The sequence below is a fragment of the Prevotella sp. P2-180 genome, from assembly GCF_002251435.1.
GTDB lineage: Bacteria > Bacteroidota > Bacteroidia > Bacteroidales > Bacteroidaceae > Prevotella.
The window spans coordinates 38788-57342 of sequence record NZ_NPJI01000099.1 but is presented as its reverse complement, the minus strand read 5'-3'; the positions used below and the strand labels follow the sequence as shown (position 1 = coordinate 57342).

General features: G+C 45.8%; 18 protein-coding genes. 12 read left to right on the top strand and 6 right to left on the bottom strand.

The genetic code is table 11. The annotated features are described in order from the left end of the window. Positions 1 to 183: 183 nt before the first annotated feature. The 5 genes from CIK98_RS14270 (at position 184) to CIK98_RS14250 (ending at position 4528) form a co-directional block, all read left to right on the top strand. The gene (locus CIK98_RS14270; RefSeq protein ID WP_094385381.1) at positions 184 to 504 is read left to right on the top strand and encodes a hypothetical protein; all 321 of its coding nucleotides are present in this window, start codon (positions 184 to 186) and stop codon (positions 502 to 504) included. 5 nt (positions 505 to 509) lie between these two features. Continuing rightward, positions 510 to 2258 (top strand): hypothetical protein, encoded by a 1749-nt coding sequence (locus CIK98_RS14265; RefSeq protein WP_094385379.1) that lies wholly within the window; start codon positions 510 to 512, stop codon positions 2256 to 2258. Positions 2259 to 2322: 64 nt separating this feature from the next. Then, on the top strand, positions 2323 to 3267 hold the full coding sequence (locus CIK98_RS14260; RefSeq protein ID WP_094385377.1) for a CHC2 zinc finger domain-containing protein: 945 nt from the start codon (positions 2323 to 2325) through the stop codon (positions 3265 to 3267). Between the two features lie 450 nt (positions 3268 to 3717). After that, positions 3718 to 4149, top strand: coding sequence for a nucleotidyltransferase substrate binding protein (locus tag CIK98_RS14255; protein WP_094385375.1), 432 nt, complete (start codon positions 3718 to 3720; stop codon positions 4147 to 4149). Then, entirely contained in the window at positions 4142 to 4528 is a 387-nt protein-coding gene (locus CIK98_RS14250; protein ID WP_253249755.1) for a nucleotidyltransferase domain-containing protein, read from the top strand. Before CIK98_RS14255 ends, CIK98_RS14250 begins: the two co-directional genes overlap by 8 nt. 100 nt (positions 4529 to 4628) lie before the next feature. On the opposite strand, the gene CIK98_RS14245 is transcribed toward CIK98_RS14250, so the two are convergent. The 3 genes from CIK98_RS14245 to CIK98_RS14235 form a co-directional block, all read right to left on the bottom strand. After that, positions 4629 to 5045 (bottom strand): Hsp20/alpha crystallin family protein, encoded by a 417-nt coding sequence (locus tag CIK98_RS14245; RefSeq protein ID WP_253249754.1) that lies wholly within the window; start codon positions 5043 to 5045, stop codon positions 4629 to 4631. 232 nt (positions 5046 to 5277) lie between these two features. Beyond that, the gene (locus tag CIK98_RS14240; RefSeq protein ID WP_094385371.1) at positions 5278 to 5976 is read right to left on the bottom strand and encodes an LrgB family protein; all 699 of its coding nucleotides are present in this window, start codon (positions 5974 to 5976) and stop codon (positions 5278 to 5280) included. A 6-nt stretch (positions 5977 to 5982) separates the two neighbouring features. Then, a complete protein-coding gene (locus CIK98_RS14235; RefSeq protein ID WP_094385369.1) occupies positions 5983 to 6360 on the bottom strand; it encodes a CidA/LrgA family protein in 378 nt (125 codons plus the stop codon). A 286-nt stretch (positions 6361 to 6646) separates the two neighbouring features. On the opposite strand from CIK98_RS14235, the gene CIK98_RS14230 reads away from it, so the two are divergent. The 3 genes from CIK98_RS14230 to CIK98_RS14220 are packed head-to-tail and all read left to right on the top strand — an operon-like array spanning position 6647 to position 9751. After that, positions 6647 to 7102, top strand: coding sequence for a LexA family transcriptional regulator (locus tag CIK98_RS14230; RefSeq protein ID WP_094385367.1), 456 nt, complete (start codon positions 6647 to 6649; stop codon positions 7100 to 7102). Positions 7103 to 7105: 3 nt separating this feature from the next. Further along, positions 7106 to 7897, top strand: coding sequence for an EFR1 family ferrodoxin (locus tag CIK98_RS14225; protein WP_094385365.1), 792 nt, complete (start codon positions 7106 to 7108; stop codon positions 7895 to 7897). 18 nt (positions 7898 to 7915) lie between these two features. Further along, positions 7916 to 9751, top strand: a complete 1836-nt coding sequence (locus tag CIK98_RS14220) for a M6 family metalloprotease domain-containing protein (RefSeq protein ID WP_094385363.1) — start codon at positions 7916 to 7918, stop codon at positions 9749 to 9751. Between the two features lie 57 nt (positions 9752 to 9808). Here CIK98_RS14220 and CIK98_RS14215 read toward each other — a convergent pair whose 3' ends face one another. The 3 genes from CIK98_RS14215 to CIK98_RS14205 form a co-directional block, all read right to left on the bottom strand. After that, the gene (locus CIK98_RS14215) at positions 9809 to 10486 is read right to left on the bottom strand and encodes a YggS family pyridoxal phosphate-dependent enzyme (protein WP_094385361.1); all 678 of its coding nucleotides are present in this window, start codon (positions 10484 to 10486) and stop codon (positions 9809 to 9811) included. Between the two features lie 28 nt (positions 10487 to 10514). Beyond that, positions 10515 to 10997, bottom strand: coding sequence for a DUF4494 domain-containing protein (locus tag CIK98_RS14210; protein WP_094385359.1), 483 nt, complete (start codon positions 10995 to 10997; stop codon positions 10515 to 10517). 66 nt (positions 10998 to 11063) lie between these two features. Then, positions 11064 to 12296, bottom strand: a complete 1233-nt coding sequence (locus CIK98_RS14205; RefSeq protein ID WP_094385357.1) for a protein kinase — start codon at positions 12294 to 12296, stop codon at positions 11064 to 11066. 202 nt (positions 12297 to 12498) lie between these two features. On the opposite strand from CIK98_RS14205, the gene CIK98_RS14200 reads away from it, so the two are divergent. From CIK98_RS14200 to CIK98_RS14185, 4 genes are all read left to right on the top strand, one after another. Next, a complete protein-coding gene (locus tag CIK98_RS14200; protein ID WP_094385356.1) occupies positions 12499 to 13698 on the top strand; it encodes a pyridoxal phosphate-dependent aminotransferase in 1200 nt (399 codons plus the stop codon). A 20-nt stretch (positions 13699 to 13718) separates the two neighbouring features. Further along, positions 13719 to 14966, top strand: coding sequence for an ABC transporter permease (locus tag CIK98_RS14195; protein WP_094385384.1), 1248 nt, complete (start codon positions 13719 to 13721; stop codon positions 14964 to 14966). Positions 14967 to 15127: 161 nt separating this feature from the next. After that, the gene (locus CIK98_RS14190) at positions 15128 to 16795 is read left to right on the top strand and encodes an AMP-binding protein (RefSeq protein ID WP_094385354.1); all 1668 of its coding nucleotides are present in this window, start codon (positions 15128 to 15130) and stop codon (positions 16793 to 16795) included. A 48-nt stretch (positions 16796 to 16843) separates the two neighbouring features. Further along, positions 16844 to 18505 (top strand): AMP-binding protein, encoded by a 1662-nt coding sequence (locus tag CIK98_RS14185; protein WP_094385352.1) that lies wholly within the window; start codon positions 16844 to 16846, stop codon positions 18503 to 18505. Positions 18506 to 18555 lie beyond the last annotated feature (50 nt).

Below are 18555 nucleotides of genomic sequence, written 5' to 3'. Positions count from 1 at the left end.
CATTCATCCTGGATGGGGAGTGAAGGGGTTTTAATTTTTAAAAAAAATTAAAAATTAAAGAATTAAAAAATTAAAGAATTAAAGAGGCGGGAGGGAGAATTAAAGAATTAAAAAATTAAAGAATTAAAGAGGTGGGAAGGAGAATTAAAAAATTAAAAAATTAAAAAATTAAAGAATATTGATATGGAAAAATTATTAAAAAATGTAACAATCAGTATCGTGACTAACGATATGACTGAACCGGATGAAAGGGTGAATTTCGACGGGTCGCTAAGAATTAGCAGTGACTGGAGAAAAGTGGATTTCGCCGAATCGGCTCCTAAAAGACCGAAGGCACGAAACACAAGGGTGTTTGAGGGGGAAATGCTGACAACAGTGGCAAAGCCTGACGGATCCTACCAACTGCACACTAAAAATATCAACCCACTCAAAATAAAAGACTTCCCTCAGAGAATGTTTTCAGAAGCGTCTGCTCTGGTGGAGAAACTTAAAGGAAGGAGATAAGCTGCATGGATGAGAAAAAAGATAAACTGAAATATGGTGACCTCGATTATGAGGTCATCATAAAGAAATGGAACGAAATGTTCTACAACTCTTCACTGCCTACGGCGCAGGACGCAATGACCAGGACGTATGAGCTCGCTAAAGCGCTCAGAAACATCTGTAACAACGACTCCGAACTGTTGAAAAAAATCATACCTACGTACGATGGTATGACCGACGCGCTGAAGGCGGCACAGATAGCAAAGGCTGTGAACGCTCCGGTGACACAGATGCCGCAGGGACTGAGAATGGTGCTCAACGCACTGAAAGCCGACTTCGCTCACAACGAAAAGGTGGAGAAGACCATTTCCGACATTATGGAGGATGACGACCGCCTATACTACCGACTGCTGCCGCAAAAGGCTCTCGCCATGGGATACAGGGAGTCGGCTCTGAAGGTGGGTGAGAAAAACCTCATGCCGATGGTGGTGTGTGTGGCGTCGGTGATTGGAGGCGTTGCTACAAACGTGAGACTGAAGGTGGACGGCACATTCAACTGGCTAAACCTGCTGGCTTACTGTGCAGGTGCTCCTGGTTCGAACAAGTCGGACATAAAGGAACTCTGCGACTTGTGGCTCGCGGAAATGCTGGAGGAAGACAAGGCGATACTGGAAAAGGAGGAGGAATGGAGAAAGCTGTTCAAGAAAAAAAGAAACGACAAAAACCTACCCCCTGAGCCTGAGCTGCCTCTGAGATACATACCGCTAAACAACACACTCGCGAATGTCGTTTTACGTCTGAATAATCTAGACGAAAGACATGCGGTTTCGGTGACGGAGGAGTCGGACGAGATTTCGGCTAAATGGACAGCAAAGGAACTCGTGGAGTTTTCAGTATACCTGAGAAAGGCGTGGGACTCGGAAAGACTGCTCAGGGAAGCAAAGTCGGTGGATGCGGCAAGATGCTACAAGGACCATCTGAAATGGAACGTGGTGATGCTCGGAACCGATGACGCCCTCTACAGATTTGTGAGAAACTACAACGACGGACTGCAGAGCCGCATGTGCTTCAGCCGAATGTTTGACAATACGTTTGCGAAAAAGATTTATAAGGTGCCGCTCTCCGAAAAACAGAAGCAGAACATAAGGGACGTGGCACATCTGCTGGGACTGATGAAGGGCGACATTTCGCTGCCGAAGCTGCAGAAGAAGGACGACGAGTGGACGGAGAGACTGAGGCTGACGGCACTGAAATGTGATGACGAGGTGCTTGCCAACTGCAGAAAGCGAACCCACACCTCGGCTCAGAGAATAGTGTGTACGATGATGTTGTGCAGCGTGGCGGAGAAACTGCTGAAAAAACATGGGCTGCAGAAGGCCGAAGAGTTGATAAAGGACAACGAAGACCTACTACAGCAGATGATGCTGAAGGAGCAGACCGGTGACATGCTGGCAGCTTACGATGTGATAGCCGACTACCTGGTGGACAACGACATCTACTTCTTCAGGAGCAAGCTCGCAAAGGCTTACGAGCAGAACCGAAACGAAAGGGGAGGCGACGACTCGAAGAGAAGCCGACGAGGAAAGAACGACACCATTTTTGACATGCTGCCACAAAACTTCTCAAAATCTGACGCCCTGAAGATGGCGGCAAGGGTGAAGGGCGAGAACGTGTCGGATAACTCTATTGCGAAAATGCTTTATAACTGGAAGAGTAGCGGACTTGTGGTGATGGAGGGCGGACTGTTTAAGAAGATAGCTACGACATGCCAATAATATGCCATTATGCCAGCTATTATGCCATTAAGAAAAAAATCATTATGCAAAAAGAAAAATAAATATGTACGACTTGGAGGAAATAAAGAAAATTGAGATAGAGGACGTGGCAAGAAAGCTTGGAATGAAAGTGGACAAGGGGCATACCGCCCTTTGTCCCTTCCATGCTGACATTGTGCCAAGTCTGCATTTTAACAAGGACAAGCAGCACTGGAAATGTTATGCCTGCTCGAAGAAAGGTGACCAGATAACGCTCGTGAAGGAGTATCTCGGCATCTCGTTCAACGCGGCTTGTGAATGGATAGTGACTAACGAAGGCATAGACTGCTGTGAACAGAAACCGGAGAAGACGCAAAGGAGGTCGAGCACGTGTGAGATGGACTGCGATTACCTTGAATGGATATTGGAAAAGCCACGGCTGAACGAAAAGGCAACTCGCTTTCTGTTTGAGGAGAGACACATCGACCCGAAGGTGGTGGAGTGTCTCGGACTGACATCAATCGACAATCCTCTGCCATGCAGACGAGACGGATGTAACTTCTATGATGCGCCTTCGCTGCTCATCCCTTACAGGGACATAGACGGAAGGCTTATGTCGGTGCAAGGGAGATGGCTTGGGAGTAGGGAAGAGGCGGAAGGCAGGCCGCGGTTCCGCTACCCGCCTGGCTCTAAGCTCGGGATGTATAACATGCAGGTGTTGAGACAGTTGAAGGATGGCGACGAGCTATGGATTGCCGAAGGGCCTTCTGACTGCTGGGCGATGCTCTCGGCGGGTCACGCCGCGATAGCAGTGCCTTCTGCCACGCTGCTTATGGAGCGGGAAGTGGAATTGCTGAGGGGGTTCCAGATACACATGGTGCCCGACAACGACGCTCCCGGGCGACAACTGTTTGCCAAGATAAAAGAACTTCTGCCCCAAACAGTGCTGCATGAACTGCCTGAGGGAGTGAAGGATTTCGGGGAAATGTGGAAAGGGATGAATGAATCACAGGGACTGGTTCAGAAGTGAACCTCTTTCGGGTCGATGAACCTGTCGCTGCGACCTCTGAGGAAGGATTAAACTAAAATCCGCAACAAATAGTCCTGCAGGCTAATTCAGCCTGCTTTTCTTGTATTTTTCGTTTAAAATCATTAATATTCATAATATTTTTGAGGGTTTTGTTTGGGGATAAGAAATAATTGATTATCTTTGCAGCAAACTTCGAAAGAAGTTAGATAGTGCTACGGCACGTTCATTGCGGGGATGTCCTTATTCGGCTTCCCCGCTGTTTTTTAATTATTCATGAATATTCCATTTTTATAGAATAATATACATTCTTCAGAACGAAAACCTTAAGGAGCACATTCTTCTTCATCCATCTCCATACTAAAAATGAGGATATATTTGGCAGTTACGGAATAATTGTGTATATTTGCACGCAATTTATGTGATGTTCATCAAACTAATATATTATTGAGTATGACTAATGACATAAGATGGATTCAGCGACTTGATAATTATGAAAAGTTGGTAAAGAGGTTGGAGAGTGCAGTCGCTCTATTAAAGAGGAATGTGCTCTATGGTGATGATATGGACAACCTCTTGAAGGAGGGTCTCATACAGAGATATGAATATACCCAGGAGTTGGCGTGGAAGCTGATGAAAGACTATGAGGAATACCAGGGTTATACTGAGATTCAAGGTTCACGAGATGCCATCCGTAAGGCTTTGGCAATGGGATTGGTGTCAGACAGTGCATGGATGGACACGATAGCATCCCGCAATATTACATCGCATTGCTATGATGAAACTGCGTTTAATGCGGTATATAGTAAGATAATGGATGTGTACTATCCCTTATTTAAGGATTTTTACAATGTAATGATAGAAAAGAGAGAGTCAAATGAATGAATTTGGATTGGAAACAATGGAGATGGACAAGATAATAATGTCCATAGCTTCAATTGACGGTGTTGACAAGGCTGTGATATATGGCTCGCGGGCAAAAGGCAATTACAAGCCTTTTTCTGATGTTGACATATCCCTCGTAGGCAAGTCGTTGTCATACTCTGACCTTCTGCGGCTTAATTCCATTATAGATGACTTACTGCTGCCATACGAGATAGACTTGAACATATTTGACTTGATTCAGAACGAAAACCTTAAGGAGCACATTCTAAGGTGTGGTCGTGTGATATATGAAAGTCGTAACAAAGGAATCGTCCAAGCTCCTCTATCCACTCAAACTTCTTCATCCATCTCCATAATGTCACGCAAGACATGTTTGTAGCATTCTTTGCAGTCATATTATCAGATTGAGTACTTGCGATAAAAAAACAGGCGGGGATTAACCTGTGTAATCCTCGCCTGTAATGGTGTGATACATAGCGTTATGCTATGTCAATCTGACGCTGAATCTTCTTTACATCATCCTTGGTGACCTTCGGCATTGTGATAGTCAGTACGCCGTCGTCCACCTTGGCTGCGATGTTGTCCTTGACGATGTCGTCAGGCAGCACGTAGGTCTGCTGGTAGTTGGAGTAGCTGAACTCGCGACGCAGGTAGTGCTGCTTCTTGTCCTCCTCCTTGTGTTCCATCTTGTTCTCGATGGCAATGTCGAGATTGCCGTCGGCATTGATGTTTACCCTGCAGAATTCCTTCTTGATACCTGGCACTGCCACTTCCATGGTGTAAGCCTTTGCATCTTCCTTAACGTTGACTGCCGGCGCTGTGGCCTTCATCTTTGGCATCCAATCACTGTTGAAAAAGTCGTCGAACACTGTTGGGAACCAACTGTTTGAATTCATAACTGGTAACATAATAACCTCCTATTTTAATATTGTTATACTATTAATGTTCTTTGCTTCCGGCTTCCTCCAAGCTTTTGTAGCTCTTTGTAGCCTTCCGCTTTCACTAATAGACATCGCAATCCGTGTGCCAATAATCGCAAAAATGCCATAATGTCGGCAAAGTATAATTTTTTTAATCTTTACTGACTGTTTGTCATGCTTTATTGGTTCTGTAGTTATCTGTGCAAGATTAAAACGTATTGATTACGTCGATTACCGTAGGAGTGAGAAGGGCGGTAAGGATGCCGTTGAGGGTGAGACCAAGACTGGCGTATGCACCAACAAACTCGTCGCGGTCCATGGCGGCAGATGTGCCGAGGGCATGAGATGCGGCTCCCATTGACAATCCGAGAGCCATGGGATTATGAACATGACCTACGGAAAGCATTTTGAAACCGATTATTGCCCCGATGAGACCTGTGATTACCACAATGGCAGCTGTGAGCGAAGGTATTCCGCCCAACACCTGGGTGACTTCCATGGCAATAGGAGTGGTGACCGACTTGCTTGCGAGCGACATGATGACCGTGTCGGATGCACCCAACAACTTGGCTATTATCACCACACTCACAATACCAGCTATGCATCCCATCATCTGCGAAGCCAAGATGGGCACAAACTGTCGCTTGATAGACGATAATTGAAGATAGAGCGGCACTCCAAGAGCCACTACGGCGGGCTTAAGCCAGAACTCTATCAACTTGGCTCCCTCATGATATGTCTCATAGGGAATATCCATCACAAGAAGAAAGGCTATGATGATGGCTATGGCAATGAGAATGGGATTAAACAATACCCAACCAAGGCGACGTTGTATGGCCTTGGCAATGAAAAACACGCCGAAGGTAAGGGCGAGCATGAAATATTCGTTGCTGATAATCTCTTTCATAATGTCTTATTCATGTTTCTTAGTATGTATTTTCTCGCGCACCTTATTCTCTCCCTTGCTCACAGCTTGATGGGTTTGACCCGTAATCAGAAGAACGATGATGGTGCTCAACAGTGTAGCCAAGGATATCGGCAATATCTCAGCCTTAATCAAGTCGAAATAAAGCATTAACGCCACACCGGGCGGCACGAAGAAAAAACCAAGATTGGCTATGAGAAAATCCGTAAGGCCACGCACCCACTCCAGTTTGATGACCTTCAATTTCAACAACAGCGTAAGTATAAGCATGCCTATGATACTTGCCGGCAGCTTCACGCCCGTTAACCTTACTATCAGTTCGCCCAAAGCCAGGCAACCGAACAGAATAAAACATTGTCTTACCATAATAATCCAGAATACTATGTCTCTTTTTCAGGGTGCAAAGGTATAGATTCTTTCGCAGACTTTGTATTTTTACAAAATATTTTAATCTCTTTATAACGATTTAATTGATTTATGTGAAGTAATGAAACAATAACTTCATCCGGAGAAGATCATCGTAAAAGAGCATTCAGTGATTAAGTCGTATAAAAAATACGCCGTGAAATGCTCTTATATGAAAAAAAAGACGTATCTTTGCAACCGATATGAAAGAATAAGGTGCAGACAGAAGAGGCAAAAAGCATAAATAATGACATTTGGTAACGTAAAGATAATAGAAGGCGAATTCAAAAAACAATTGGAACTGCAGTTCGCCCCTACGATAAAGGCGGGATTTCCAAGTCCTGCCGATGACTATACACACGACAGCATCGACTTCAACCGCGACCTAATACGTAATCCTGATGCAACGTTCTACGGAAGAGTGGACGGCGACTCGATGATAGATGCGGGTATTTGCGATGGCGACATTGCCGTGATTGACCGTTCGGTGGAGGCACAGGACGGCGACGTGGTTGTGGCTTTTGTCAACAACGAGTTCACCATAAAGTATCTCGACCTCTCACACAAAGAGGAGGGCTATATTGAACTAAGGCCTGCTAACCGCGACTTCCAGCCAATAAGAATAGACGACAGCGACAGGTTTGAGGTGTGGGGAGTTGTGGTGTGGACAATAAAAAACTGGAAACATAAACGACCAAATTAAGCAATGATATTCTTTTTTTCAGGTACGGGAAACAGCCGTTGGGCGGCACAACATCTTGCGGAAGCCATTGGTGAAGAGGCCGTTGACTTGGCGACATTGATGTATGGCGTAGAAGGCGTGAGACAAGCAAGATTTGTCTGCAAGCTAAAAGACAACGAGCGAATAGGATTCTGTTTCCCAATTCACGGATGGCAACCGCCACACATAGTGAGACAATTCTGGCAAATGCTCGACATAGTGGCAGAGAAGAAACCGTATTGCTATATAGTATGTACATGTGGCGACAATACAGGCAACGCCTTGGACATAGCCGAGCGGGAACTGAGGGGCTGCGGGCTGAGTCTTGATGCTGCCTTCTCGCTGCTGATGCCGGAGACATACGTAGCCCTGCCTTTCATGTATACCGATACCCCCGAACGGGAGCGTGAGAAACTGGCAAAGGCTCTCGACGACTTGAGGTCGTTTGAAAAGTCGATAGCTGAAAGGAAAACCGGAGAGAGACATCTTGTGAAAGGCACAATGCCTTGGATGCTAACTTACGTGGTAGGAGGATATTTTAACGCAAGGATGATAAGCGACAGAAAATTCACTGTTGACGAGCAACGCTGTGTGGGGTGCGGACTGTGTGAGAAGAGCTGTCCGGTGGGCGACATAAGGATGGACAATGGAAATCCTGAATGGCTGCACGACGGGAGATGCACTTGCTGTTTGTCGTGCTATCATCATTGTCCGCATCACGCCATCAACTATGGCAACATCACGAAAAAGCGAGGACAGTATTTCTTTGGACATTAATAAAACTTATTACAGAAAATGAAACGATACTTAATGGCTGCGACGATGATGGCCTTCGTAGTGGCAGGATGGGCGGCAAAAGCTTTTCCCGGTAAGACTATTGTGAAGCAGGGCGACGGAACAAAGATAGTGGCTCAACTACATGGTGACGAATATGCTCATTACTATACTGCCGCCGACGGGGCGATACTGACGATGGTGGAAAACAAGCTGTATGTGGCGCAGCAGGACGCCTCAGGAAATGTGGTGGCGTCGGGAGTGCTGGCACACGAACCCGGAGAAAGGGGACTGGTGGAATGCCTGGCCGTGGACCGGCAGGACCGCAAAAGCATGATGCTGAAGATGATGGAGATGCAGAACGTGGGCCGTCAGACTACCAGGGCGTCGAGCAGTAACAGCCTGTTTCCAAGTACCGGGTCGCCAAAGGCAATTGTGCTTTTGGTGGAGTTCAGCGACCTTGGCTTTAAAGTTGACAATCCGAAGGAGCAGTTTGAGAAATATCTCAACTCGAGCGAGAAATTGACCGGAGGCTCTCAGACGGCAAACAATAACTTCAGTAGCGTGAAACAGTATTTCACCGACATGAGCTTTGGAAAGTTCACACCACAGTTTGACCTCTATGGACCGTATAAGGTGAGCGGCTCGTTTGCTACCTACGGAAAAAACGACAACATGGCATTGCTGTTTACGGATGCCTGCAGTGCTGCCGACGAAGACATAGACTTCTCGCAGTATGATGCCGACGGCGACGGAAAGGTGGACTTGGTATACATCATCTATGCCGGATATGGTGAAAACTATAGTTCGAACAACAGCAATTATATCTGGCCGCAGTCGGGAAAGGTGAGTCTGACGGAGACTTTTGACGGAAAGAGAATCGAGAGATATGGAGTGAACAACGAGTTGTTTGGAGAAGAGAGCAAAGAAACGCAATATGGGCCAAGGCTGAATGGCATCGGATTGTTCTGTCATGAGTTCTGCCACTGTCTCGGACTTCCCGATATGTATCCCACAGGATTTTTTTCCAACGCCATTGAGTGTTGTAATGTGGGATTGGGCTATTACGGACTTATGGACATGGGCGAGTACACCTATAACGGCTTCCGTCCCACGGCATTGACGTGCTGGGAGCGTGCCACTCTTGGTTGGACTGAGATAGAGGAGCTTACCGAGCCGTGTGATGTAACCTTGAAAACTGCTGAACGTGGAGGAAAGGCATACAAGATAGTAAATCCCGTAAACCCGGACGAGAGCTATCTGATTGAGCAGGTGGAGAGAAGCGACGAACTGTGGAACTACTATGTGTTTGCCGATGGAATGTTGGTGTATCATATTGATTATGACCCATCGGCATTTGGATTGTCGTTTAATAATGTAGTGAACAACGAGGTGGGGCATCCGCGTTTTTATCTTGTAGCCGCCGACGGACTGATGCTGAGTGACTATTATTTACAACGCACCGTAAAGCTGTCGAGTTCTTCCTCAGTGAACGAAGTGAACAAGGAAATGCTCAACCGATACGAGGGTCAGTATATCGATGATTCTTTGTATTTGACAGAAGCAAAAGGTGACCCATTCCCAGGCCTGAATAATGTCACATCGTTTACCGACGACTCCATGATGCCTGCTTTCTGGTATACTGGCGGTGGGGTAGGGAAGCCTTTGACCGACATATCCCGCAACTCTGACAACAACGTGACATTCAAATTCTCTGGTGGCGAAACCGCCGTGGAACAGCCCAAGACAGATGACTGCCATAATGAAACCTATTATTCTCTCGACGGAAAGAAGGTGGGAGACGTGAAGGGTAAGAAGGGAGTGTATGTTTCGAAGGGAAAGAAAAGAGTTAAATAACTCAACTTTCGCAAGAAAGGAAATTGTTGGGAGTTAAGGAGTTAACTCCTTAACTCCTCAATAAACCCTCGGTCCGAAAATCTTTGTTCCAACTCTTACCATGGTGCTGCCGCACTCAATGGCCAATGGGTAGTCGTGGGACATGCCCCAGGAACGTTCGCAGAAGTAGTCGGCGTCGGCGAAGTATTTGTTTTTTATCTCGTCGAAGAAGTTGGCGGCAAGCGTGAATTCAGACTTTATCTGACGAGTGTCGTCGGTATACGATGCCATCATCATCAGTCCGCAAATACGCACATTGTTCATTTTGCGCCACTCGCCCGACTCAAGGAAATCGCGGCAAGTGTCGAGCGTGAGACCATATTTCGTTTCCTCCTCGGCAATGTGTAGTTCGAGCAGCACGTCAATGGTCCTGTTGTGTTTAGCGGCCTGTTTTTGTATCTCCACCATTAGCTTCATAGAGTCCACGGCTTCTATCATGCTGATGTAAGGGGCGATATACTTCACCTTGTTGGTCTGTAGATGTCCAATGAAATGCCACTGTATATCGTCAGGCAGTTCCGTTACCTTCCTCTGCAGTTCCTGTACTTGGCTTTCGCCGAAGATGCGTTGTCCTTCGCTGTAGGCTTCCATTAGGTATTCAGAGGGATGAAACTTACTGACAGCCACGAGCTTCACATGTTGTGGAAGCTTGGCTGTCACTTCTTTGAGATTTGCCTTTACGTCGTAGTCCAACATACGCATTTTTCTCTTTTAGTTATTTTTTTTACTGTTGCTCGTATTCAGGTTTGTCGTTCTTTTCCTTTTTCTTATATTCAAAAACGTCCATGATCGTGGTTTCGTTTACCGACACTATAAGGTAGTCGACCATTGACTGCGACATCACCTCGTCGATGTTTTTCACGGCTCCGTTTAGTGAACCGGCATTTATCAGGTAGTTGACGGTAGACCGTTTTTCCTTTTGTGTCTTTTCGTCAATGGTGATGAAAGCGAGCTTGGCCCTGTACCACTTGTCGGCGATGTCGTTGTCGGCAAAGAACACCTCGGCGTATGGTGCGATTTTTATGTCTGCCACATCGAATTCTCCGCTTACGTAAGAAGACATTTCTTCTGTGATGCGTTCTTCAGCCTCGCTGAATGAAAGTGCGTCAACGACATAGTTTTCTGTCACTTTCTTTTGCATTCCGTCTTCCATGGTTTTCTCATAACGAATTCTACATTCAAACCAAATAGCAGTTCTACTTCTCATAATTGTGTTTTTTTTCTTTGTGTTATAATGTTTACTTATATTTTATTACGGGATAATCGAAAGGAGTTATTTTATCTCCTTCTTTTTCGCATTTGTTATCTTGTCAATAATCTGCGACGCTATGAGTCGGCTTTTTGCCGAAGGCATAGCTGTCTGGCTTGCAATTTCCTCTTGGGCGCTGTTGAGTTCCTCCATCGCCTTTTGGCTTGCCGCCATGAATTTAGACTCGCTTGCCGCCATTGTGTTTTTGTTGTAAACCTTAGATATTATGCGGTCGGCCTCTCTTTCAAACCTGCGTCTGAATATCTCCTCAGATTTTTTTTCATACTCGGCCATCTTCTTCTTCTGCTCCTCGGTGAGCACTATTGAGGAGTCGCCGGCTCTTATGCCCAGTTCGGTCAATGGGTTAATGCCCTCCTCGATGATGTCTTCTTCCGGAGCAGCCGGTGCTGGCTTTACATATTCCATCTCGTTCTGTTCTGGCACATAGGAGAAATATGCACCCACAATGCACAGTGCAGCCACGGAAGCCACTGCCAGCATGGAGAGTGACGACCTTGTGGAGCGGAGTCGCGACAGAGCCTTCTCCATGTCTTCCACAGTGGCGTATCTGTCGTAAGGATCTTCCTTTGTGGCCTTTTTCACCACACGTTTCACGAAGAATGGCATAGATGATTTGGAGTACAGATGTTCTATGAGTTTTCCGAGCGAATAAACGTCAGTCCTCTCGTCTATTGTACCATGGGCTAACACTTCGGGAGCTATGAAGTTTGCCATGTCGTCAGGATATAGTACGCTCAGGTCTGTCAAGTCCTTGTAGAACGAGCCATGATTGAGAAGCAATAGTTGTGAGTCGCCCTTGCGCAGGAGAATGTTTTTAGGAGCGAAACAAACATGGTAAATACCCTGTTGGTGCAAGTCTTTTGCGGCTGCGAAGGCTTTTGAGACAAGATCATCCACAAAATGTCGACGAGCCACGAGCGACGGATTCTCAAAAAGAATCTGTTCAAGACTGTTGAACACACCACGTTCCACCACCAGCGCCATGCCTGTAGGCTGGTTTACATCGCTTCCACCTATTATATATTTTAACTGGTGTGACGACTTGATGCTGCTAACTGCCTTCAATTCATTGTTGAGGTACTCGCTGAAGAGAATGTTGTCGGTAAGCTCCTTTTTTATGTCGACCACATTAATATATTTGCCGTCGACCTCACGTTTTGAAATCTTTCCCAACATCAGTTGGTTGAAATTGTTCTTTTCACTGTCGCGTGCCGACAGAAGTTCTTCATAATTCATCGTCTGTATCTCCTAATATTTTTAAAGTGCCGCAAAAGTAAGACTTTTTAGTGAAATGAGCGAAAGGATTGCCAAAAAATATGTTAATTTGTATGTTTTGCCACATAAAATGCCATTATTTTGATTATTTTTTCTTTACTCATTGCCGATTGTCAATTAATAATATTAACTTTGCACCCGAAAAAAAATATTATTAATTAGCATGCCGGAAATATCTGTACGCGGACTTGAGATGCCAGAGTCACCAATCAGGAAACTCGCACCTCTCGCAGCTGCCGCCAAACAACGCGGAACGAAGGTTTACCACCTCAATATCGGTCAGCCAGACCTTCCAACTCCGCAAGTCGGTCTTGACGCATTAAAGCACATCGACCGCAAAATTCTTGAATATTCACCTTCACAGGGCATCAAGAGCTATCGAGAGAAACTTGTCGACTATTACAGGCGATATGATATCCAGGTGGAAGCCGACGACATTATCATCACTTCTGGTGGTAGTGAGGCTGTGCTTTTCGCCTTTATGTCGTGTCTCAATCCTGGCGACGAGATTATCGTGCCAGAGCCTGCATACGCCAACTATATGGCCTTTGCCATATCGGCGGGTGCACGTATCCGTACCATAGCCACTACTATCGACGAGGGATTCTCGTTGCCAAAAGTGGAAAAGTTTGAGGAGCTCATCAACGACCGCACACGCGCCATCATGATTTGCAACCCAAACAACCCCACTGGTTATCTATACACCAGACGTGAGATGAACCAGATACGCGACCTCGTGAAGAAATACGACCTGTATCTCTTCTCCGACGAGGTTTACCGCGAGTATATATATACTGGTTCGCCATATATCAGTGCTTGTCATCTTGAAGGTATACAACAAAACGTGATACTCATCGACTCTGTATCGAAGCGATACTCTGAGTGTGGAATACGCATAGGGGCTCTTATCACAAAAAACAAGGAAGTGAGAAAGGCTGTGATGAAATTCTGCCAGGCACGCCTCTCGCCACCACTCATCGGACAACTTGTGGCAGAGGCCTCGCTCGACACTCCGGAGGAATACTTGCGTGAGGTATATGATGAATATGTGGAGCGAAGAAAATGTCTTATCGACGGACTGAACCGTATACCGGGAGTATACTCGCCCATACCAATGGGAGCGTTCTATACCGTGGCGAAGTTGCCAGTAGACGACAGTGAGAAATTCTGCCGTTGGTGTCTTTCAGACTTTGAGTATGAAGGAGAGACTGTGATGATGGCGCCAGCCTCAGGATTCTACACCACACCAGGGGCAGGACGCGACCAAGTCAGAATAGCATACGTACTGAAGAAAGACGACCTTAACAGGGCCTTGGTGGTTTTGAAGAAAGCCTTGGAGGCTTATCCCGGAAGAGTGGAGTGAGTCAGATAAACAAACTAAGAATGAACTTTTCTTATTTTTTAGCCAAGAGAATATACAATGACAAGGGCGACAGGCGGACAGTCAGTCGCCCTGCAATACATATTGCCACATTAGGTGTGGCTATCGGACTGGCTGTGATGATTATCACAGTGGCAGTGGTGCTCGGATTCAAACATACCATACGCGACAAGGTGATAGGCTTTGGCAGCCATATTCAAGTTGCAAACTTCCTTGCCATGCAAAGTACCGACTCCTATCCCGTGTGTATCGACGACAGCCTGCTGAATGCCTATGCCCATATTCCTGGCATCAGCCATGCACAACGCTATTCCACGGCGCAAGGCATCCTGAAAACCGACAACGACTTCCTCGGCATAGCCTTCAAGGGAGTGGGCGAGGAGTACGACTGGACTTTCATTAAGGAAAACATGGTGGATGGCGAAATACCGCAATTCAGTTCGAAGAAGTCGACAAACAAACTGCTCGTTTCTACCAATACGGCATCTACACTGAAGATAAAGGTCGGCGACGCCATTTTCGGATATTTTATCAACGACAAGGGGGTGAGGGCAAGAAAGTTTACGGTGGCCGGCATATTCGAGACAAACATGAGCCAGTTTGACAATTCACTCTGCTTCACCGACATGTATACCTCTTCAAAAGTAAACAACTGGGAGCCTGGACAATGTTCTGGTGCAGAACTCACAGTCAAGGACTTCAATACACTGGAAACCACGGCACAAAACGTGGTGGAAAAGGTGAACCGCAATACCGACAAATATGGCGACGTCTTTACTTCGCAAACTATCTATGAGGCTTATCCGCAGATTTTCTCTTGGCTGTCGTTGCTCGACATCAACGTGTGGATCATTCTTGTGTTGATGATATGTGTAGCGGGTTTCACCATGATATCCGGTCTTCTTATCATCATTCTTGAGCGTACACAGATGATAGGCACACTCAAAGCCCTTGGAGCGCGCAACTCTTCCATACGCCATACGTTTCTCTGGTTTGCCGTTTTCGTCATAGGCCGTGGCATCCTGTTTGGCGACTTGTTTGCCATGCTCGTCATCTGTCTTCAGAAATTTACGGGCATTATAAGCCTTGACCCGGCTACATACTACGTCAGTGAGGCTCCGGTAGAAATAAATCTGATTGCCTTCGCGGTGCTCAATGTTGTGACTCTTGTGGTAAGCATACTTGTGCTTGTCGCACCAAGTTATCTTGTGTCGCATATCAGTCCGGCCAAGTCTATGAGATACGAATAATTTATAGTCATAGTAGCTTTTTTGTCTCATTTTATGGCTTTTTTTTCACTTTATCAATATAAATTAAAAAAAACTATGCCATAAAGTCAAGTTTATGCACAAAAAGTTTGCGAATGTGCAGAAAAACAATTATCTTTGCACAAAAATTCAAACTTTGTGCAATGAATACATATCGCAATTTCAATTCATATATTGAAAGCAGCATTATAAGCAACTGGCATCTCGATGCCCTTACCGACTACAAGGGCATCACGCTTCAGTATCACGATGTGGCTCGTAAGATAGAGAAACTTCATATCCTGTTTGAAAATTCGGGATTGAAGAAGGGAGACAAAATAGGCCTATGCGGAAGAAATTCCGCACATTGGGCAGTGGCTTTCTTCGCCACACTTACCTATGGTGCAGTGGCTGTACCTATACAAAACGAGTTCAAACCGGAGCAGATCTATAATATTGTAAACCATAGCGAAGCAAAGTTGCTCTTTGTGGGCGACTTTGTGGCTAAGGAGATAGATCCGGCCCAAATGCCCGGACTTGAAGGTATAATAAACATTCCCGACTATTCGCTCATGCTATCGAGGACTGATGATTTAACTTATGCACGCGAGCATCTCAATGAGATATTCGGCAGACGCTTCCCGCGTTGTTTCCGTGCAGAGGATGTTCACTATCATGAGGCAGAAGCTGAAGAACTTGCCATCATCAACTATACCAGCGGCACTACGGGCTTTTCAAAGGGAGTGATGCTGCCTTATAGGGCCATTTGGGGAAACCTCGACTTTTGTATCGATGTGTTAGGAGACAAGTTTCCGGCCGGCAGCAACATACTCAGCATACTGCCCATGGCACACATGTATGGCATGATGGTGGAGTTCATCTTCCCGTTTGTTCATGGCTGCCACCTCTTCTTCCTTACTCGCCTGCCGTCGCCAGCCATCATCGCCCAAGCCTTTTCTGAAGTGAAGCCGGCAGTGGTGATATCTGTACCACTGGTGGTAGACAAAATCATTAGAAAGTATATCTTCCCGCGCATACAGAATAATAAGGTGAAACTATTGTGGAACATGCCCGTAATAAACAAAAAGGTGAAAGAACGTATTTGCCAGATTGTGATGGAAGTGTTTGGAGGAAACGCATATGAGGTGATGACAGGAGGAGCAGCCCTCAACCAAGAGATAGAAAAATTCCTGAAAAGCATTGATTTCCCAATCACATCAGGATATGGAGCCACCGAGTGTGCCCCACTCATCACATATAGCGACTGGAAAGACTTTATTCCAGGAAGCTGTGGCACTCCCGTGAAACATATGGAGGTGAAGATTCTTAGCCCTGACCCAGAAAATATTCCAGGAGAAATAGTGGCAAGGGGAGTTAACGTCATGCTGGGATATTACAAAAACCCGGAAGCAACGGCAGAGGTGCTCGACAAGGATGGATGGTATCATTCAGGCGACCTTGCCACAATGTCGGCAGACGGTCATGTGTTTATTCGGGGACGAATCAAAAACATGCTGCTCGGGGCAAACGGACAAAACGTTTACCCAGAGGAGATAGAAGACAAGCTAAACTCCATGGCTATGGTCAATGAGAGCCTGATACTACAAAAGGGAGATAAACTCGTGGCGTTGGTATATCCAGACTTTGAGGAAGCCAAGACCATGGGATTCAACGAAACTGACATAATGGAGGTGATGGAGCAAAACAGAAAGGAACTCAATGCACAGCTTCCGCCATTCTGCTCTATCTCTGCTGTGAAAATACACAATGAGGAGTTTGCGAAAACACCAAAGAAGAGCATAAAAAGATACCTGTATAAGGATGTATTATAAAGTTACTTTAAGAAAGGAGAGACATTATAATAACAAACAATTTGGTTTATGAAACAAGTGCCTTGCTTTAATGAAATTATTGAGCGTAGCATAGTGGACAACTGGGACTACGATGCGCTCACCGACTATAAGGGAGCTACATATCAGTTTCATGATGTAGCGAGAAAGATTGAAAAACTACACATTCTGTTTGAAAACAGTGGTGTGAAACGTGGAGACAAAATTGCCCTCTGTGGAAGAAACTGCGCCAACTGGGCCGTGGCTTTCCTTGCCACACTCACCTATGGTGCAATAGCAGTGCCGGTGCTTCACGAGTTCACACCCGAACAGATATACAATATCGTAAACCATAGTGAGGCAAAGTTACTTTTCGTGGGAGACGTGGTGGCATCGCAGATAGACGGAACAAAGATGCCAGGACTTGAAGGCATCATCAACATTCCCGACTATTCGCTTGCACTATCACGCACCGACAAACTCACCTATGCCCGTGAGCATCTGAATGAAATGTTCGGAAAGAAATATCCAAAGTATTTCAGAAAACAACACGTATCGTACTTTAAGGAAACAGACCCAAACGAGCTCGCCCTCATCAACTATACATCGGGCACCACCGGTTTTTCCAAGGGAGTTATGATTCCATATCGTGCCCTTTGGGGCAACTACGACTTTGCAGAACACGTGTTGGGCAAGGTGGTGAATCGAGGCGACAGCGTAATCAGCATACTGCCAATGGCACACATGTATGGTATGGCCTTCGAGTTCATATTCGAATTCCTGCATGGTTGCCACATCTACTATCTCACCCGCATACCCTCGCCAGCTATTATCGCACAGGCCTTTACCGACGTAAAGCCTTCCATTATCATAGCCGTGCCTCTCATCATCGAGAAGATTATCAGGAAGAAGGTGTTCCCAAAACTGCAGAACAATAAGATGAAACTGCTGTGGAACATTCCTATGATAAACAAGAAAATACAACAACGCGTATGCGAACAGGTGAAAAAAGCCTTTGGCGACCAGTTCTATGAAATCATTATCGGAGGTGCTGCCTTTAACCACGAGGTGGAAATGTTTCTGAAGAGCATCAACTTCCCGTTCACCGTAGGATATGGAGCCACTGAGTGTGCCCCGATAATCTGTTATTCCGACTATCAGAGCTTTGTGCCAGGCAGTTGCGGACGAGCCGTCATCCACATGGAGGTGAAGATAGACAGTCCTGACCCTGAGAACATCGCTGGTGAAATACTCGCAAGAGGAACAAACGTCATGCTCGGGTACTACAAAAATCCAGAGGCCACGGCACAAACCATAGATTCCGACGGCTGGTATCATACTGGCGACTTGGGCACTATGGACTCTGCCGGAAATGTATTCATCCGTGGACGCTCCAAAAACATGTTACTCGGGCCAAGTGGACAAAACATTTATCCGGAGGAAATAGAAGACAAGATGAACTCAATGCAGATGGTGGTTGAAACCATTGTTGTGCAACGCGACACCAAACTTGTGGCTCTCGTCCATCCCGATATGGATGCACTGCATGATCTTGGACTGCACGACAATGATATTGCCCAAATGATGGAGCAAAACAGAATATTGGTTAATGAGCAGCTACCGGCATATTGCAAGATAGCCGAAGTGGAAATTCACAAACAGGAATTTGAAAAGACTCCAAAGAAGAGTATAAAGAGATATCTGTATAAATGAGGATAGAAAACAAAAATAAAGGTGTATCGAAAATCGATACACCTTTTTTA

Bases quoted from the DNA above. Each gene is read 5' to 3' on its own strand.
- CIK98_RS14270 (WP_094385381.1), top strand. From the start codon at position 184: ATGGAAAAATTATTAAAAAATGTAACAATCAGTATCGTGACTAACGAT.
- CIK98_RS14230 (WP_094385367.1), top strand. From the start codon at position 6,647: ATGACATTTGGTAACGTAAAGATAATAGAAGGCGAATTCAAAAAACAA.
- CIK98_RS14265 (WP_094385379.1), top strand. From the start codon at position 510: ATGGATGAGAAAAAAGATAAACTGAAATATGGTGACCTCGATTATGAG.
- CIK98_RS14210 (WP_094385359.1), bottom strand. From the start codon at position 10,997: ATGAGAAGTAGAACTGCTATTTGGTTTGAATGTAGAATTCGTTATGAG.
- CIK98_RS14255 (WP_094385375.1), top strand. From the start codon at position 3,718: ATGACTAATGACATAAGATGGATTCAGCGACTTGATAATTATGAAAAG.
- CIK98_RS14190 (WP_094385354.1), top strand. From the start codon at position 15,128: ATGAATACATATCGCAATTTCAATTCATATATTGAAAGCAGCATTATA.
- CIK98_RS14220 (WP_094385363.1), top strand. From the start codon at position 7,916: ATGAAACGATACTTAATGGCTGCGACGATGATGGCCTTCGTAGTGGCA.
- CIK98_RS14215 (WP_094385361.1), bottom strand. From the start codon at position 10,486: ATGTTGGACTACGACGTAAAGGCAAATCTCAAAGAAGTGACAGCCAAG.
- CIK98_RS14245 (WP_253249754.1), bottom strand. From the start codon at position 5,045: ATGAATTCAAACAGTTGGTTCCCAACAGTGTTCGACGACTTTTTCAAC.
- CIK98_RS14205 (WP_094385357.1), bottom strand. From the start codon at position 12,296: ATGAATTATGAAGAACTTCTGTCGGCACGCGACAGTGAAAAGAACAAT.
- CIK98_RS14260 (WP_094385377.1), top strand. From the start codon at position 2,323: ATGTACGACTTGGAGGAAATAAAGAAAATTGAGATAGAGGACGTGGCA.
- CIK98_RS14225 (WP_094385365.1), top strand. From the start codon at position 7,106: ATGATATTCTTTTTTTCAGGTACGGGAAACAGCCGTTGGGCGGCACAA.
- CIK98_RS14240 (WP_094385371.1), bottom strand. From the start codon at position 5,976: ATGAAAGAGATTATCAGCAACGAATATTTCATGCTCGCCCTTACCTTC.
- CIK98_RS14235 (WP_094385369.1), bottom strand. From the start codon at position 6,360: ATGGTAAGACAATGTTTTATTCTGTTCGGTTGCCTGGCTTTGGGCGAA.
- CIK98_RS14200 (WP_094385356.1), top strand. From the start codon at position 12,499: ATGCCGGAAATATCTGTACGCGGACTTGAGATGCCAGAGTCACCAATC.
- CIK98_RS14195 (WP_094385384.1), top strand. From the start codon at position 13,719: ATGAACTTTTCTTATTTTTTAGCCAAGAGAATATACAATGACAAGGGC.
- CIK98_RS14185 (WP_094385352.1), top strand. From the start codon at position 16,844: ATGAAACAAGTGCCTTGCTTTAATGAAATTATTGAGCGTAGCATAGTG.
- CIK98_RS14250 (WP_253249755.1), top strand. From the start codon at position 4,142: ATGAATGAATTTGGATTGGAAACAATGGAGATGGACAAGATAATAATG.